The following is a 15,474-nucleotide window of genomic DNA, read 5'->3' as shown; positions in this document are numbered from 1 at the left end:
GCCCATGCAAGACGCCAGCCCTTATTTGGCAGGGCCGCTTACGGTAGGGGTCGCACCCTGGGTCAGGTTACGGCCAAGGGCCGAATCCTCACGCAGGCGGGCGTTTTCCGCCTTGCCATTGACCAGGTTCCCCGCCCCGCCACCATGCCAGAACATCAGCTTGTCGACAAAGCTGGTATCGGCCCGGCCCATCTCGCCCTTGTCTGGCTCGTTCGCGGCTTCCTGCGCCTGACCCACAAGGGCGGTCTGCCCCACGCTGCCCGTGCCGTCAGCGCCCTGCAGCGCCACGTTGGGCGAGAGGGTTTCAAGCGCCTGCATGCGTGGGTTGGTGTCCTGCGCGCGCTGCACCGCGTTGCTGTTGGGCGCACCGAGTTCATCCGATGGCGGCATGGACAGCGGCGCGCGCGTGGTGACGGTGTATTCATCCGGCAGGCTGCGCTCGAGCCCGAACGCGCGCGAAACATCGGCACCCGTGCACCCCGAGAGCATGAAACCGCTCGAGACAAGCAATGCGCACGAAAGGGGTCTGAGAGCTGAAATCGCCATATCTCGCCTATTACCGTTAGTGGAACGGTTCGGCAAGCATGTGCACGCCGCGCCTCCCCTAGTTTGCATCGCGATCACGCAGGTTGTCGATAATCAGGATCGCGACACCACAATCTATCAGCGCATCGGCAATGTTGAACACCGGCCATGACCAGCCATAGGCATGGGCATGGATGAAATCGACCACCGCGCCAAAACGCAGCCGGTCGATCACGTTGCCAATCGCGCCGCCCATGACCATGCCCAGCGCCACCGCCACCCATTGCCGCCGGGTGCGCGCCATCCATATGCCCAGTCCCGCCACGATCAGCAGTGCTGCGACCGAGAAGATGATGCGGCCAGCAGAACCAGCCCCCCCCAGCATGCCGAAGGTGATGGCGTGGTTCCACACCATGGTCAGGTTCAGGCCCGGCAGCACCGGCACGCTGTCACGCGCCGGCAGGTCATAGATGTTCAGGACCCAGTATTTGCTGGCCTGGTCGGCCACTAGCGCACCGAGCAGGCAGGTGGCACCCAGAACGCGGTTGTTCATCGCGGCTATGCCTTGCCCTGCACCACATCGACACAGCGCAGGCACAGCTCGGGGTGATGGGTATCCTGCCCCACCTCATCAAGCACTTTCCAGCAGCGCGCGCATTTATGCCCGGTGGCCACGCTGATGGTGGGAATGCCGTGCGGCGTGCCCTGCTGCGCTTCGTCCTCGCCCAGATAGATCGAGCCGCTACCCGCCACCACGGTTACATCGGCCTGCGAGACAATGCTCAGCTCCGCCCAGTCCACATCGGCAAACCGTGCTGCTTCCGCCTCCGACAGGGGCAGTTCGAGCGCCGCCTGCAGCGAGGACTTGACCAGCCCGTCACGCCGCGCGGTCTCGATCTCGGTGGTGATGACGCGGCGCACGGCGCGCAGCATGGCCCAGCGCTCGCCCAGTTCGGGGTCGTTCCACTCGGCAGGCAGTTCCGCGAAGGCCTGCAGGTGCACGCTCTCGGTGTTGCCGGGGCGGGCCAGCCAGGCTTCCTCCGCCGTAAACACCAGCACCGGGGCCAGCCATGCGCACAGGTTGCGGTGCAGGTGGTCGAGCACCGTGCGGGCCGCGCGGCGCTTCAGGCTCGAAGGGCCATCGCAGTAGATGGTGTCCTTGCGCACGTCGAAATAGAAGGCCGACAGGTCAGCCGCGCAGAAGCCGTGCAGCGCGGGGTACACACCCACCCATTCATGCGTTTCGACCGCGCTGGCCACGAGGCCGCCGAGTTCGGTCATGCGGTGCAGCACCCAGCGCTCAAGCTCGGGCAGTTCGGCGTAGGGCACGCGCTCGGCCTCGGTAAAGCCGTCAAGCGCCCCGAGCAGCCAGCGCAGCGTGTTGCGCAGGCGGCGGTAAAGCTCGCCCTGCTGCTTGAGGATTTCCTTGCCGATGCGCAGGTCCTCGTTGGTATCCGAGTTCATGACCCACAGGCGCAGGATGTCGGCGCCAAGGCTGTCATTGACATCCTGCGGCGCAATGACATTGCCCAGCGACTTCGACATCTTGCGGCCCTGCTCATCAAGCACGAAGCCGTTGGTCACCAGCGCCTTGTAGGGTGCGATGCCGCGCGTGCCGACACTTTCGAGCAGCGAGGACTGGAACCAGCCGCGATGCTGGTCCGAGCCTTCAAGATACAGGTCGGCGGGGAAAGGCATGTCGCCATGACCGAGCACGAAGGCATGGGTCGAGCCACTCTCGAACCACACATCCACGATGTCGAACACCTGCTCGTAATCATCGGGGTTGCGGCCTTCGCCAAGGAAGCGCGAGGCAGGCGAGCTGTACCACGCATCCGCCCCTTCGGCGCGGAAGGCGGTGACGATGCGCTCCATCACCTCCTTATCACGCAGCACCTCGCCGGTGCGCTTTTCCACGAATACGGCAATGGGCACGCCCCAGGCGCGCTGGCGGCTGATGCACCAGTCGGGACGGCCCGCGACCATGGAGGTCAGGCGGTTACGCGCCTGCGCGGGCACGAAAGTCACCTTCTCCAGCGCTGCCAGCGCGCGGTCGCGCAGGTGGCCTTCGCCATCCATGCGAATGAACCATTGCGGCGTGGCGCGGTAGATGATCGGCGCGCGCGAGCGCCATGAATGCGGATAGGAATGCACAAGCGTCGCCCGCGCCACCAGCCCGCTTGGCGCCGTGCCCGCGCTTACGGCGCGCTGCATGGCCTCAAGCAGGGCCTGGCACACCGGCTCGGCGGCCTTGAACACATGGCCACCGGCAAAGAGCGGCACATAGTCGGCGTAGCGGCCATCATCCATCACCAGTTCGGTGATCTCGAGGCCATAGGCGCGGCCAAGGTTGAAGTCGTCCTCGCCATGGGCGGGGGCGGTGTGCACGAGGCCCGTGCCTGCCTCGGTCGTCACGTGCTCGCCGGGCAGCAGCGGCACGTCGAAATCATAGCCCTGCCCCCGCAGCGGATGGGCGGAGATCGCCCCCTCCAGCGCGCTGCCGGGCAGGGTGTAGAGAACGTGGTGGGCCGTAACCCCGGCAGCCTCGCAGAACGGCGCGATCAGGTCCTCGGCCACCAGTATCTTTGCTTCGGGCTCCAACGTCGCGTTCTCGCTCACGCCATCAACCCGCACCACGGCATAGGTGATGTCCGGGCCGTAAGCGATGGCGCGGTTGGCGGGAATGGTCCACGGCGTGGTGGTCCAGATCACGGCGGCCACGTCTTCAAGCGCCCTGGCGGGCGTGGGGTCGGTCACGAAGGGGAAGGCCACGTGAATGGCGGTGGATTCGTGGTCGCGATATTCGATCTCGGCCTCGGCCAGCGCGGTCTTTTCAACCGGGCTCCACATGACCGGGCGCAGGCCACGATACAGCAGGCCGTTGAGCAGGAACTTGCCGATCTCGCCCGCAATCGCCGCTTCCGATGAGAAATCCATGGTGGCGTAGCGGTTCGCCCACTCCGCCTGCACGCCCAGCCTGCGGAACTCGCTGGCCTGCGTGTCGAGCCATTTCTGGGCATAGGCGCGGCACTCGGCGCGGAACTGCAGCACGGGCACGCTGTCCTTGTCCTGCCCGCGCTTGCGGTATTCCTCCTCGATCTTCCATTCGATCGGCAGGCCGTGGCAATCCCAGCCCGGCACGTAATGGATGCCGTAGCCCGCCATGCGGTGGGCGCGGTTGATCACGTCCTTGAGGATCTTGTTCAGCGCGTGGCCGATATGCAGGTGGCCGTTGGCGTAAGGCGGGCCATCATGGAGCATGAACACGTCACGCCCCTTCGCCTGCTCGAACAGGCGCGCATCGAGCTTTTCGCCTTCCCACCCCGCCAGAATCTCGGGTTCCCGCCGGGGCAGGTTGCCGCGCATGGGGAAGGAGGTCGTCGGCAGGAAGACCGTCTCCCGATAGAGATCCTGTGGTTTTGACTCGGACATGGCCTGTTCTGTTCTTCTGGCAGGGGAAAGGTCAGTTGGCCCCAAAAGACGCAACCTCAGGGGGCGCAACCTTATGGGTGCCGTAGCGCGGCGCGGTCAAGCCTTGGCCGGCGGGCCGCCTGTCTGGCGCGCGGCAAGCCAGGCGCTGGCCTGCGCGGAATCCCGCGCGATCTGCGCCTTGAGCGCATCGAGCCCGTCAAACCGGCGCTCGGCGCGTAGCAGCGTATGCAGCGCCACCGACAGGGTCTGGCCATACAGGTCGCCATCAAAGCCGAGCAGGTGCACTTCCAGCCGGCTTTCCTGCCCGTCATTGATGGTGGGCCTGCGGCCGATATTGGCAACGCCGGGACAGACCCGGCCATCGGACAGGCGCACGCTCACGGCATAAACCCCGCGCGCGGGCTCAAGGTGGCGGCCAAGGGCGATGTTGGCGGTGGGGAAGCCGAGCAGGCGGCCACGCTTGTCGCCATGCTGCACCACGCCGCGAATCGACCAGGGGCGCCCGAGTTCCTCCGCCGCGCGCTCGGGATAGCCATCCTGCAACAGCCTGCGGATGCGGCTTGAGGAATACGGTCCCAGCGAATCGGATAGAGGCGGCACCACCGTCAGCCCGATGCCCAGCGCCTCGGTCTGCTCGGTCAGGAAGTCGACATTGCCCTGCCTGCGGTGGCCAAAGGCAAAATCCATGCCGCAGGCGACATGGCGCAGCCCAAGCCCTTCATGCAGCACGCGGGTCACGAAATGCTCGGCCCCCATGGCGCTGAATTCCTGATCGAACCCGATCTGGAACACATGCTTCACCCCAAGGGCGGCGAGGGCTGTAAAACGCTCCTCGGGCAGGGTCAGGCGAAAGGGCGGGTCCTGCGGGCGGAAAAGTTCGCGCGGATGCGGCTCGAAGGTCACCACCGCCAGCTCACGCTCGGGGCGGGCGGCATGCAGCGCATGGACCAGATGGGCATGGCCCATATGCACGCCATCAAAATTGCCCAGGGCGGCCACGCACCCGCGCGCGCTATCGGGAATATCGCGCCAGTCGGTATGCAGCCGCGCCTTCATGCCACCTCCGGGTGGGGCAGGCCGAAACGCTGCGCCACCTCGGCCAGCGAGCCTGCTACCGGGTGCGTGGCGCCGGGCTGCGTGCCATCCTCGGGGTGCACGATCTGGCAGGTGCGCAGGCCTGCCTGCGCCGCCGCGTCAAGCTCGGCCACCACATCGGACAGGAACAGCACGTCGCCCGCCTGCCAGCGCGCGGCGTCAAGGATGTGGCGATAGCTTTCGGCATCGCGCTTGCCACCCATCTGCAGGTCGTAAAAGCCTACGAACACGTTGCTCAGGTCGCCCTCGGTCGTGTGGCCATAGATCAGCTTCTGCGCCGCCACCGAGCCGGAGGAATAGACCGCAAGCGAAAGCCCCGCCGCAGCCCAGCAGCGCAGGGCGGGCACCACGTCGGGGTAGAGGGCTGCCTTGAGCACGCCCTCGGCGTAGCCCTGTGCCCAGACCATGCCCTGCAGGGCCTTGAGCGGTGCAACCTTGGCATCCGCGTCCATCCACGCCTCAAGCTGGCGCAGGGGGGGCTCGCCGGGGGCAAGGCGCGCGATTTCAGCAATCTGGGCCTGCACCGCGGGGTCATCCGCATGGTTGCGCAGCAGGGCGGGCAGCGCCTTGCGGGCATAGGGGAACAGGGTCGCATGGACGAAGGAAACCGGTATGGTCGTCCCCTCGATATCCAGCAGCACCGCGCGTACTGGCGGCTGCGTGGCCTGGGTCACGGTCTTGTTCTCCTTCGGGGCGGCTCAGGCTTCGGCGGGGAAGCTGGCTGCGATATCACTGCCGGTATAGCGCGCGATCCAGCCATCGGGGTTGGTGAAGATGCGCAGCGTCACGAAATCGGGCGTCTCGCCACCATCAAACCAGTGCGGCGTGCCTGCGGGCACCGAGATCAGGTCGCCCGCCGTGCAGCGCACGTCATACACGCGGCCATTCACATGCAGGATGAAATCACCCTGCCCATGCACGAAAAACCGCACCTCGTCCTCGCCATGCGTGTGCTCGGACAGGTATTTGCGCCGCGCCTCCGCCCAGCCCTGCGTGTCGGGGCCAACGCGCAGCACATCGGCGGAACCGGCGCCCGTCTCGCCCATCAACTGGTCGAGATAGGGGCGATAGGCGGCCAGCACCTCGGCCTCGGGCGCCGCGCGGTCGGGGGTGACCGGGCTGTTCCACTGCTCAAAGCGCACGCCAATGGGCGCAAGTTCGGCGGCGATGCGGGCGGGGTCGGTCAGGTGAATGATGGGCGTGCCGGGATTGTTGTCGGCATAGACATTGAGGCGGCTCATGGGAGCTTCCTTTTTTCCAGTTCGCAGGCGAGCAGGAACTCGAGTCCTTCCAGCCGCGCAAGGGCCATGTCCATGTCATTGCCCCACACATATACCCCGTGGCCGCGGATGATGTAGCCCGCGCACATGCCAGCCAGATGCGGGGCCACCACGCGCGACAGGCGGGCGATGTCCTGGTCATTGTCGAATATGGGCACATGCACGCGGGCCGCATGCGTGTCCTGCCCGGCAAAGACCTTCTGCACCTCGTAGCCTTCAAGCACGAGGCCATCGCCGCCTGCCATCGACAGCACGGTGGAGGCGACCGAATGACCATGCAGCACGGCGCCCGCCGCCAGGTCATGGGCATAGACCTGGCAGTGCAGCAGCGTCTCGGCGCTCGGCCGGTCGCCTGCGGCAAGCGGGCGGCCCTGCGGATCGACGCAGATCACCCCATCCGGCCCGAGCAGCCCCTTGTGCCCGCCCGAGCGCGTGATGGCCAGATTGCCATCAGGCAGGCGGATGCTGATATTGCCTGCGGTGGCGGGCACCCAGCCGAAGCGGTCCATGCGCTGGCCTGCGGCGATGATCCGCTCTACCGCGCGGCAATAAGCCCCTGCGGGAAAAACTGCCTGCGCCATGACTTAAAGCCGCCCGCCCGCGCGATCGGAAAGACGCGTCATTTCACGTTATTGGTGGAAGGCTGCGGCGCTTCGGTAAAGGTTGCGTCCTTTTCCTTGCCCGGCCCCTGGAGGTGGCCGGAGGCAACGGGCTCATGCGGCTCGTCATCGGCCATGTTCTTCTTGAACGACTTGATCCCGCGCGCCATGTCACCCATGAGCGAACTGATCTTGCCGCCGCCGCCAAACAGTACCAGCACCACTGCCAGTACGATCAGCCAATGTCCCCAGCTCAAGCTACCCATCGCATCCCCCGATCCGCGTCCATGACGCAAAATACCGTGTTGGCCGCCCTCCCGTATGGAAGCGACCTGCCCTCCCCGCCTATGTGAGGGGAGAGCGCATGATATGCAAGCACCCCTGCCGCACGCCACTCAGCCCCGTGGCAGGATGAACCCGTAGGCAGGATAGACGGTTTTGCCCATGCCGTGAATGGGGGACCACCAGACCTTGACCCGCGACCAGTCATTGCGGCCCGATACATCGACTACCGGCTCGCCATGACCCACCCGCCCTGGCACCCAGTTGGCCTGGTCCACCAGCACCTCACGCGGGCCGCGCACCTGCTGCACGACCGAGACATGCCCATCGGGCAGGCGGCCTGTCGCGCGGAACACCAGCACCGCCCCCCGGCTCGGCACATGCGTGCGGGGGTAATGCCCCTGCGCCTGCCCCCACCATGAGGCCGCATCGCCGCGCAACTGCACATGCGTGACCTGCCGCGCATAGGGCGCGCACTGCAGCGCGCCGTGCCAGCCCTGCCCGCTGCCCCCGGCGCATGCCGCAAGCGACAGGAGCGCAAGCCCCCCTGCCCCCCGCGCCAGCACGCGCTTCACGCCATCCTCATACGCATGATCCTGTCCTCCGCCTCGTCACGGTCCATATCCAGCGCCGTGCGCGCCGTATCGCGCGTAAAGCCCGCGCGCGCCATGGCATCCATTGCGCGGCGGTGGCGCAGGGCGGCCTCCGCCTCATCGGCATCGGCCCGCAGGAAAGGCCCCGCCCGGCGCTTGCGGATGAACACAAGAGCGGCGGCCAGCTCGGTTTCGCGCCCTTCGCCATCGCGCGCGCCCAGCGCTTCCTCCACTGCAACCCCTGCCGTCGCCTCATCCACGCCGCGCGCGCTCAGATGGGCGGCAACCATGCGGCGCGAACGCCCGGCCCGTGCCAGCGAACGGGCGCGGAATTCGGCAAAACGGGCATCATCCACCGCACCAAGCCCTTCCATGTCGGCCACGATGCGCCCGATCAGCGCACGGGCGGGCTGCACGCTGCGCGCGGCCTCCTCCCCGTCCATTCCGCCATCAACCGCACGCCGCGCCCAGCGGTCGACATGGCGGGTCAGCACCCGCGTCACCCCCGCCCGTGTGGCCGAGAAGCGGGCCAGATAGGCCAGCGCGACCGCGCGCAGCGCAGCACCATCAGGCGCTGGCGGCAGCGGGCGGGGTGCGGAACGGGAAGGACGGGCCACCATGATGCATGCAGTGTGCCACAATCAGCCCGCGCGCGCCTATGGCAGTATGGCAGGCATGGCCAGAACGCGGGGTGGAAATGGCGCTGAAGGTTGCATTTCGGCCCGGCGCGCCATATTCTTCCGCTTTTCCGGCCTCGGGCGCGGTGGGCGAAGGCCCCGCATTGAGGGCTGGAAAAAGCAGGAAGGAAAAGATGCCCACCCCGAGCGGTGGGTTATTTTCGTTTCTGGACCATCATTCTTTTTTCTTTGAACCGAAATCGCAAGGCCATTCCATGATTTCCGCCCTGATGCCGAATTACAATCGCGCCGACCTCGCTTTCGAGCGTGGCGAAGGCGCCTGGCTGTACACGGTGGACGGGCGACGATTCCTCGATTTTGGCTCCGGCATCGCCACGTCCTCGGTCGGGCACAACAACCCGCATCTGGTGCAGGCCATCACGCAGCAGGCGCAGCGCGTCATGCATGTCTCCAACCTGTATCGCGTGCCGCAGGCGGAAAAGCTGGCCGAGCGGCTGGTGGCCAACAGCTTTGCCGATAGCGCCTTCTTCTGCAATTCGGGCGCGGAAGCCAATGAAGGCATGATTAAGATGATCCGCCGCGCGCAGGCCAAGTCCGGCCACCCCGAGCGCACGCGCATCATCTGCTTCAACGGCGCCTTCCACGGGCGCACGCTGGCCACGCTGTCAGCCACCGGCAACGCCAAATACCTCGATGGCTTCGGCCCGCGGGTGGAAGGCTTCGACCACGTGCCGCTCAACAACATGAACGCCGTGCGCGACGCCATTGGCGCCGAGACGGCAGGCATCATGATCGAGCCGGTGCAGGGCGAAAGCGGCATCCATGTCGCCGACCCGCGCTTCATGCGCGAACTGCGGGCCGCGTGCGATGAATACGGCCTGTTCCTGGGCGTGGACGAGGTACAGTGCGGCATGGGCCGCACCGGCCGCCTGTTCGCCTATGAATGGTCGGACATCACGCCTGACATCCTGTCCACCGCCAAGGGCATTGCCGGTGGCTTCCCCATGGGGGCGGTGCTGACGACCGAGACCATTGCAAAGCACATGACGCCCGGCAGCCACGGCACCACCTTTGGCGGCAGCCCGCTGGCCTGCGCCGCCGCCAACGCGGTGCTCGACATCATCCTCGCCCCCGGCTTCCTTGAAGGCGTGCAGGCCCGCGCGGCCCAGCTTGACGCAGGCTTTGACAGGCTGATCGCCACTTACCCCAACGTTTTCACCGCCCATCGCGGCCTCGGGCTGCTCATCGGCCTGAAATGCAGGCCCGATGTAGCACTGGTGCAGAACGCGGCGACGGGCGAGGGCATGCTGTGCGTGACGGCGGGCGACAACGTGCTGCGCCTGCTCCCCCCCCTGACCGTGACCGAGGCCGACTGCACAGCCGCCCTGTCCATGCTGGGCCGGGCGGCTGCGCGCGTGCAGGCCCACCTCGCGGCCACCAATGCGGAGACTGTGGCATGAACGCGCTACGCACCCCCACTCATGTCACCCCCCGCCACTTCCTTGACCTCAAGGACCTCAATGCCGCGACACTGCGCGCCATCCTTGATGTGGCCAGCGGCATCAAGCGCATGCAGGACCACAGGGCGCGCCCGCTGCACCCGGCCCTGCCGCTGCGTGGCCGCGCACTGGGGCTGATGCTCTCCAAGCCCTCCACGCGCACGCGCGTCTCGTTTGAAGTGGGCATGCAGCAGCTTGGCGGCAACGTGGTGCTGCTTGCGCCATCCGACATGCAGCTTGGGCGCGGGGAAAGCATTGCCGATACCGCGCGCGTGCTGTCACGCTTTGTCGATGCCATCGTGCTGCGCACCGGCAAGACCGAGAACCTGCGCGAGCTGGCGCGGTGGAGCAGCGTGCCGGTCATCAACGGCCTGACGCCGGATTCGCACCCCGTGCAGATCATGGCCGACATCATGACGTTCGAGGAACATCGCGGCCCGATCAGGGGCCGCACACTGGCCTGGGTGGGCGATGGCAACAATGTCGCCACCTCCTTCATCGAGGCCGCCGCCCTGTTCGGCTTCAGCCTGCGGCTGGCAACGCCGCCCACCCATGCGCCCTCGGTCGCGGCGGTTGCGTGGGCGCGTGAACATGGGGCCGACATCACGGTCACGACCGACCCGGCTGCCGCGGTAAAAGACGCTGATGCGATCATTACCGATACCTGGGTCAGCATGTCTGACAAGGCATCCGACCAGCGGGTGAGCGCGTTCGAACCCTACCGGGTTGATGCGGCGCTGATGGCGCATGCCGCCCCCGATGCCCTTTTCCTGCACTGCCTGCCTGCCCATATCGGGGAGGAAGTGACCGAAGACGTGTTTGAAGGCCCCCGCTCCGTCGTGTTCGATGAAGCGGAGAACCGCCTGCACGCGCAAAAGGGCATTCTGGTCTGGGCGCTGTGTGGCGCGGACTGGCAGCAATATGGAAAGGAACCCACCCCATGACCGGCCCCGCCGAACAGCCCGCCCTGCCCAGCGGCACCGAAGACACGCCCGAGGTGCCCGGTTGGGCGGAAAAGAGCGCGCGCGACATTTTCGCGGCGCTGCCGGTGCATGACGGGCGGCTTGACGCCATCCGCGATGCGTATCTGGACTGCCTTGCCGGTGCGGGCCGCACACAGGATCTGGACATGGAGCATGACCGATGCCGCCAGCAGGCCCTCGGCGCGGTAGAAAACACGGGCCTGCTGCCTGCCGCCAGGCTTGAAGACCTCGACCAGCGCCTTGCCGCGCTGGAGGCGGATATTACCGCCAACCTCTGATTTCCCAGCGCCGCGCTGCAATGCGGGGCGTGATGAAGCGGGTTTGTGCCATGACCTCCAATATTTCCTCCCCCGCCTTTCTCGACACCAGCCGCCCCGACACGCCCGATCTAGTCGTGCCGCAGGGCGTGGTGCCGTTCTACCTCGATAACCGGCCCGTGCGCGGCCGCCTCGTGCGGCCCGGCGTGCTGACCGACACGCTGCTGACCCGCCATGACAACCCCGACTGCGTGCTCAGGCTTGCGGGCGAGGCGCTGGCACTGGTGGCGGCGTTAGCTTCGGCGCTGAAGTTCCAGGGGTCGTTCTCGCTGCAGGCCAAGGGCGATGGCCCGCTGAGCCTGCTGCTGGCCGACTGCACCGATGCAGGCGCGCTGCGCTTTCATGCCCGCTCGGATGATGAGGCGGTGGCCGAACTGCTCAAAACCAACCCCAACCCCACGGCAAGCGACCTGCTGGGCAAGGGCTACATTGCCTTCAGCGTGGACCAGGGGCCTGATACCGACATCCATCAGGGTATTGTCGAGATCAGTGGGGAGAGCCTGTCGGAGATGGCGGCGCATTACTTCGCCACCTCCGAGCAGCATGCCTGCTGGGTCAAGCTGTTCTGTGACAAAACGGAAGCCGGCTGGCGCGCGGGCGCGCTGGTGATGGAAAAGATCGCCATGGGCGGCGGCATCGAATCCGACGTAACGCCCGAGGAAGGCGATGATGCGTGGGAGACCGCCATCACGCTTGCCACAACCCTCACCGCACGCGAAGTGCTTGATGACCGGCTTGCCTCGGCTGACCTGCTGTACCGCCTGTTCCATGCCGAGGGGCTGATTACGGGCCAGCCCCGCGCGCTGGCCTTTGGCTGCCGCTGCTCGCGCGCGCGGCTGTCGAGCCTGCTGGAAACCTTTCCGCTTGATGACCTCGACCACATGGCCAAGGACGGCACGATCACCATGAACTGCCAGTTCTGCAACCATGACTTCCACTTCCAGCGCAGCGAGATCAGCGGCAAGACCGCCTGACAGCACCCTATGCGTCCGGCGCGGGACATGGCACGATCACACTCCTGATCGACCACCGCGCCACGTGCGCCAGCCGTTATCGGGATATATCCATGCGACCGAACCGTTCGCCGCTTAGCACCCTGTCGTTACGCCGCAGCCTGCGCGTGGTACTGGCCGCAGGCCTGCCCCTGATCGCGCTGGGTGCTGTCAGCACCCCCGCCTACAGCCGCCACCATCATGACGAACCGACCACCTTTGCCGGGCCGCAATATGGTGACCAGCCACCGCTGAACCTGAATGTGGCCACCATATCGGTGGTGGACCGGGGCGGACCGGGTCTGGTGCCGGGCGACCTGTCGGGTCGCGCGCCCAACCCGCCCGATGACCTGCTCAAGCAGCTGGCGCATGACCGGCTGCTCGCCGCGGGCAGCGGGGGCAGCGGCACGTTCACCATCGACCGCGTTTCCATCCTGCACGAGCCGGGCGGCATCCTTGACGGGCAGCTGAACGTGCATCTGGACGTGACCTCCGCCGATGGCCGCCGCACCGGCTATGCCGTGGCCCAGGTCACCCGCTCGTTCGACCCCAAGAAGAAGCACGGCAACAGCGACACGCCCGAGAACCTGAATACCCTGACCAACCTCATGCTGCAGGACATGAACCAGGAGCTGGAAAGCCAGATCCGCACCAATCTGGGCAACTGGCTGGTCACGCCGCAGGCACCGGGCAGCGTTGCGGCCCAGCCGCTCGATGGTGATACGCCTGCCGTCACCACCACGCCCGCCAGCCCGGCCACAGGGGTGGACACCATGACCATTGGCGGTGGCCCGACCGACGACCACCCCGAGGCCGCAGCAACCACACCGGCGGCCACCCCGGCCCCCGCACCTGCGCAGGCCAGGCCCATCCATGAAGAACCGGATGCGATCTTCCCTGAAGGATATTCATCCGAAGGCAACGATACCGCAGCCCCGACCCCGCGGATGCGCTCCCCCCAGCCGGGCAACCTGACGCTGCCGGGCGGCACGGGGCAGTAAGGCCGGGCAAAAGTTTCCGGGCGCCGCTTTTTTTAAAAAGGCGGTGTTCTTTCAAAGCTTTTTGAAAAAAGATTTGCCAAAAACTTTTGTCTGCCGCACCTGCGCGGGTCACTTACCCGCGGGCGCGGTCATCTCCAGCACGATGGCGGGGGTGAGGATTTCAGGCAGGATCACTTCCGCCCCATGCGCAGGGTAATAGGCGTAAAACGGCACTCCGTCGCGCCCATGGGCCTGCAAAAAGGCGGTAATCGCCGCATCGCGCAGGGTCCAGTCGCCTTTCATGTAGATAATGCCGCGTTTGGCAAAGGCTGCCTGCACGCTCTGGCTCGACAGGGCCACACGCTCATTGACCAGACATGAGATGCACCACGCCGCCGTCATGTCCACAAAGACAGGTCGGCCCTGCCTGCGCAATTCGGCCAGGCGCGTGGGGGAATAGGCGGAACTGCCATCGGCCACGCGCGCCGCTCCCCGCTCATGCAGCGTGGCGGGTGGCAGCACGGCCCCCCCCACAAAAGCCGCCAGCAGGCTTAATGTCGCCACCGCGCGGTACAGCCCGGCCCGCCCCGCCATGGCATCGCGCAGGTCCAGCCGGTTGGCACGCCGCAGGCTCCAGCAGCCAATGGCCACCAGCACCAGCCCCATGCCCAGCAGGGTGAGGGCATCCATGCCGCCTTCCAGCTTCGCCACCCAGCCCAGCCACACGCAGGTGGCCAGTACTGGCAGGGCCAGCAGGTTGCGCACCGTCTCCATCCACTTTCCCGGTTTGGGCAGCCATGCCAGCAGGCCGGGCATGGCTGCCAGCACAAGGTAAGGTGCGGCCAGTCCCAGCCCGAGGGCGGCAAAGACCACCACTCCGATCACCGGCGAGGCCGCAAGGGCCGCCGCCACCGCTGCCCCCATGAACGGCGCCGTGCACGGCGAGGCCAGCACCACCGCCAGCACCCCGGTCAGGAAATCACCGGCATGGGCGGGCAGGTTGCCCCCCACCCCCATCAGCCGCAGCCCGATGGTGAACACGCCCAGCAGGTTGAGGGCCACGGCAAACAGCAGCAGGCAGATAACGGTCACGAACCCCACGGACTGGAACTGAAACCCCCACCCCGCCTCGTGCCCTGCCACCCTCAATGCCGCAATAGCGCCGCCAAGTGCGACAAAGGACACCACCACGCCCGCGCCATAAGCCGCAGCACCCGTCAGCGCAGCCCCCCGCGCCCCGCGCGCCATGCGCTCAAGGGCCAGGATCTTCATGGCCAGCACGGGAAAGACGCAGGGCATGAGGTTCAGGATCACGCCGCCCGCAAACGCCATGAGCAACAGCACGCCCACATTGGCGCGCGTGTTCGGTGCCGCCACGGGGGCGGCAAGGGCTGTTACCGCCCCCGGCTCCGGCCTGACCTGCAACCCGCGCTCGCGCCCCATGCCGTCACGCAGCACCACGATGCCGGACAGCTTCGCACCGCCATGGAATTCCGGCCCCGGATGCAGCGCAAGCTGCACCACGCCATCATGCACCGTCACCGCCTGCGGGGCATCCTGATCGATCGCGCCCGCCACCTCGGGCATGAACCAGGCATCGCGCACGCTGTCAGCCGAAAGTTCAGGCCCGCGCAACTGCATGATCCCTTCTACCGAGACCTTTGCCGCAAAGGGCGAGGCCACGGGGCGCGCCGCAGCAGCCTGTGCAAATGCGGGCGCCTGCGCCGAAGGCCGGGGCGCTCCGCGCGGCAGGCTCAGGCTGAACGTGCCGTGCTCGGGCACGCACACCTCGGCACAGACCAGCCAGTCCGCCACGGCGCTGAGCGTGAGCGGACCATCGCCTTCGCCCGCTGCGGGGGTAAAGGTGACAGGCAACAGCACGTCGCCGGTATAGGCGTAGGATGTCAGCGGCCCGTCATGCAGCACGCGCGGGGTTGGCCATTCAATGGTGCTGGCCTGCCCGGTGGCCCCGCCCTGCGCGCTCACCTCAAGGGTGGGCGCATCACCTGCATCGCCGGGGTTGAGCCAGTAGGTGTGCCAGCCGGGGGCAAGTTGCAGCCGCAGCCCCACATGCAGGGCGCGACCGGGGCTGTAGGTATCATCATCCGTGACCAGCGTGGCGGTGGCGCGGGTCGAGGTTACGGGGTCGCTCTCGGCGGCACGGGCAACCGGCAGGGCCGTGACCAGCATGCACAGGATCGACACAAGCCACAGAAAGGGCACGGACAGTACTCCACCACAAACAGGAGATCAGGAAAA

17 protein-coding genes are annotated in these 15,474 nt (G+C 66.7%); 5 read left to right on the top strand and 12 right to left on the bottom strand.

Annotated elements, in window-relative coordinates; genetic code table 11:
• Positions 1-21 precede the first annotated feature (21 nt).
• From R5N89_RS02225 to R5N89_RS02175, 11 genes are all read right to left on the bottom strand, one after another.
• Positions 22-510, bottom strand: a complete 489-nt coding sequence (locus R5N89_RS02225) for a DUF3035 domain-containing protein (protein ID WP_110568951.1) — start codon at positions 508-510, stop codon at positions 22-24.
• A 94-nt stretch (positions 511-604) separates the two neighbouring features.
• The gene (gene lspA / locus R5N89_RS02220) at positions 605-1,078 is read right to left on the bottom strand and encodes a signal peptidase II (protein WP_110568952.1); all 474 of its coding nucleotides are present in this window, start codon (positions 1,076-1,078) and stop codon (positions 605-607) included.
• A gap of 5 nt (positions 1,079-1,083) precedes the next feature.
• Positions 1,084-3,957, bottom strand: a complete 2,874-nt coding sequence (ileS, locus tag R5N89_RS02215; protein WP_110568953.1) for an isoleucine--tRNA ligase — start codon at positions 3,955-3,957, stop codon at positions 1,084-1,086.
• 96 nt (positions 3,958-4,053) lie between these two features.
• Positions 4,054-5,013 (bottom strand): bifunctional riboflavin kinase/FAD synthetase, encoded by a 960-nt coding sequence (locus R5N89_RS02210; RefSeq protein ID WP_110568954.1) that lies wholly within the window; start codon positions 5,011-5,013, stop codon positions 4,054-4,056.
• Positions 5,010-5,726: an acireductone synthase gene (gene mtnC / locus R5N89_RS02205; RefSeq protein ID WP_110568955.1), complete on the bottom strand. Its 717-nt coding sequence runs from the start codon at positions 5,724-5,726 to the stop codon at positions 5,010-5,012. Before mtnC ends, R5N89_RS02210 begins: the two co-directional genes overlap by 4 nt.
• A gap of 24 nt (positions 5,727-5,750) precedes the next feature.
• Positions 5,751-6,293, bottom strand: a complete 543-nt coding sequence (locus R5N89_RS02200; RefSeq protein WP_110568956.1) for an acireductone dioxygenase — start codon at positions 6,291-6,293, stop codon at positions 5,751-5,753.
• Positions 6,290-6,913, bottom strand: a complete 624-nt coding sequence (locus tag R5N89_RS02195; protein WP_110568957.1) for a methylthioribulose 1-phosphate dehydratase — start codon at positions 6,911-6,913, stop codon at positions 6,290-6,292. Before R5N89_RS02195 ends, R5N89_RS02200 begins: the two co-directional genes overlap by 4 nt.
• Positions 6,914-6,951: 38 nt before the next feature.
• The gene (locus R5N89_RS02190) at positions 6,952-7,197 is read right to left on the bottom strand and encodes a twin-arginine translocase TatA/TatE family subunit (protein WP_110568958.1); all 246 of its coding nucleotides are present in this window, start codon (positions 7,195-7,197) and stop codon (positions 6,952-6,954) included.
• A 129-nt stretch (positions 7,198-7,326) separates the two neighbouring features.
• Positions 7,327-7,788, bottom strand: coding sequence for a CHAP domain-containing protein (locus R5N89_RS02185; RefSeq protein WP_110568959.1), 462 nt, complete (start codon positions 7,786-7,788; stop codon positions 7,327-7,329).
• Positions 7,785-8,426, bottom strand: coding sequence for a regulatory protein RecX (locus R5N89_RS02180; protein WP_110568960.1), 642 nt, complete (start codon positions 8,424-8,426; stop codon positions 7,785-7,787). The genes R5N89_RS02185 and R5N89_RS02180 overlap by 4 nt, the downstream gene beginning before the upstream one ends.
• Positions 8,374-8,625 carry a hypothetical protein gene (locus tag R5N89_RS02175; protein ID WP_110568961.1) on the bottom strand — a complete coding sequence of 84 codons (252 nt, stop codon included), beginning with the start codon at positions 8,623-8,625 and terminating at the stop codon, positions 8,374-8,376. The genes R5N89_RS02180 and R5N89_RS02175 overlap by 53 nt, the downstream gene beginning before the upstream one ends.
• A gap of 73 nt (positions 8,626-8,698) precedes the next feature.
• Here R5N89_RS02175 and R5N89_RS02170 point away from each other — a divergent pair, with 73 nt between their 5' ends.
• The 5 genes from R5N89_RS02170 (at position 8,699) to R5N89_RS02150 (ending at position 13,236) form a co-directional block, all read left to right on the top strand.
• Complete coding sequence (locus tag R5N89_RS02170) at positions 8,699-9,904, top strand: aspartate aminotransferase family protein (RefSeq protein ID WP_110568962.1); 1,206 nt, start codon at positions 8,699-8,701, stop codon at positions 9,902-9,904.
• A complete protein-coding gene (gene argF, locus R5N89_RS02165) occupies positions 9,901-10,887 on the top strand; it encodes an ornithine carbamoyltransferase (protein WP_110568963.1) in 987 nt (328 codons plus the stop codon). Before R5N89_RS02170 ends, argF begins: the two co-directional genes overlap by 4 nt.
• Positions 10,884-11,204, top strand: coding sequence for a hypothetical protein (locus R5N89_RS02160; RefSeq protein ID WP_110568964.1), 321 nt, complete (start codon positions 10,884-10,886; stop codon positions 11,202-11,204). The genes argF and R5N89_RS02160 overlap by 4 nt, the downstream gene beginning before the upstream one ends.
• 32 nt (positions 11,205-11,236) lie before the next feature.
• Complete coding sequence (locus tag R5N89_RS02155; protein WP_110568965.1) at positions 11,237-12,217, top strand: Hsp33 family molecular chaperone HslO; 981 nt, start codon at positions 11,237-11,239, stop codon at positions 12,215-12,217.
• A 92-nt stretch (positions 12,218-12,309) separates the two neighbouring features.
• Positions 12,310-13,236 (top strand): hypothetical protein, encoded by a 927-nt coding sequence (locus R5N89_RS02150; protein ID WP_110568966.1) that lies wholly within the window; start codon positions 12,310-12,312, stop codon positions 13,234-13,236.
• A gap of 108 nt (positions 13,237-13,344) precedes the next feature.
• Here R5N89_RS02150 and R5N89_RS02145 read toward each other — a convergent pair whose 3' ends face one another.
• On the bottom strand, positions 13,345-15,444 hold the full coding sequence (locus R5N89_RS02145) for a protein-disulfide reductase DsbD (RefSeq protein WP_110568967.1): 2,100 nt from the start codon (positions 15,442-15,444) through the stop codon (positions 13,345-13,347).
• Positions 15,445-15,474 lie beyond the last annotated feature (30 nt).

Origin of the sequence: Komagataeibacter sucrofermentans DSM 15973 (assembly GCF_040581405.1) — a bacterium.
GTDB classification, from domain to species: Bacteria; Pseudomonadota; Alphaproteobacteria; order Acetobacterales; family Acetobacteraceae; genus Komagataeibacter; species Komagataeibacter sucrofermentans.
The sequence above is the reverse complement of the archived record's forward strand: the minus strand, read 5'-3'. Positions and strand labels throughout refer to the sequence as shown.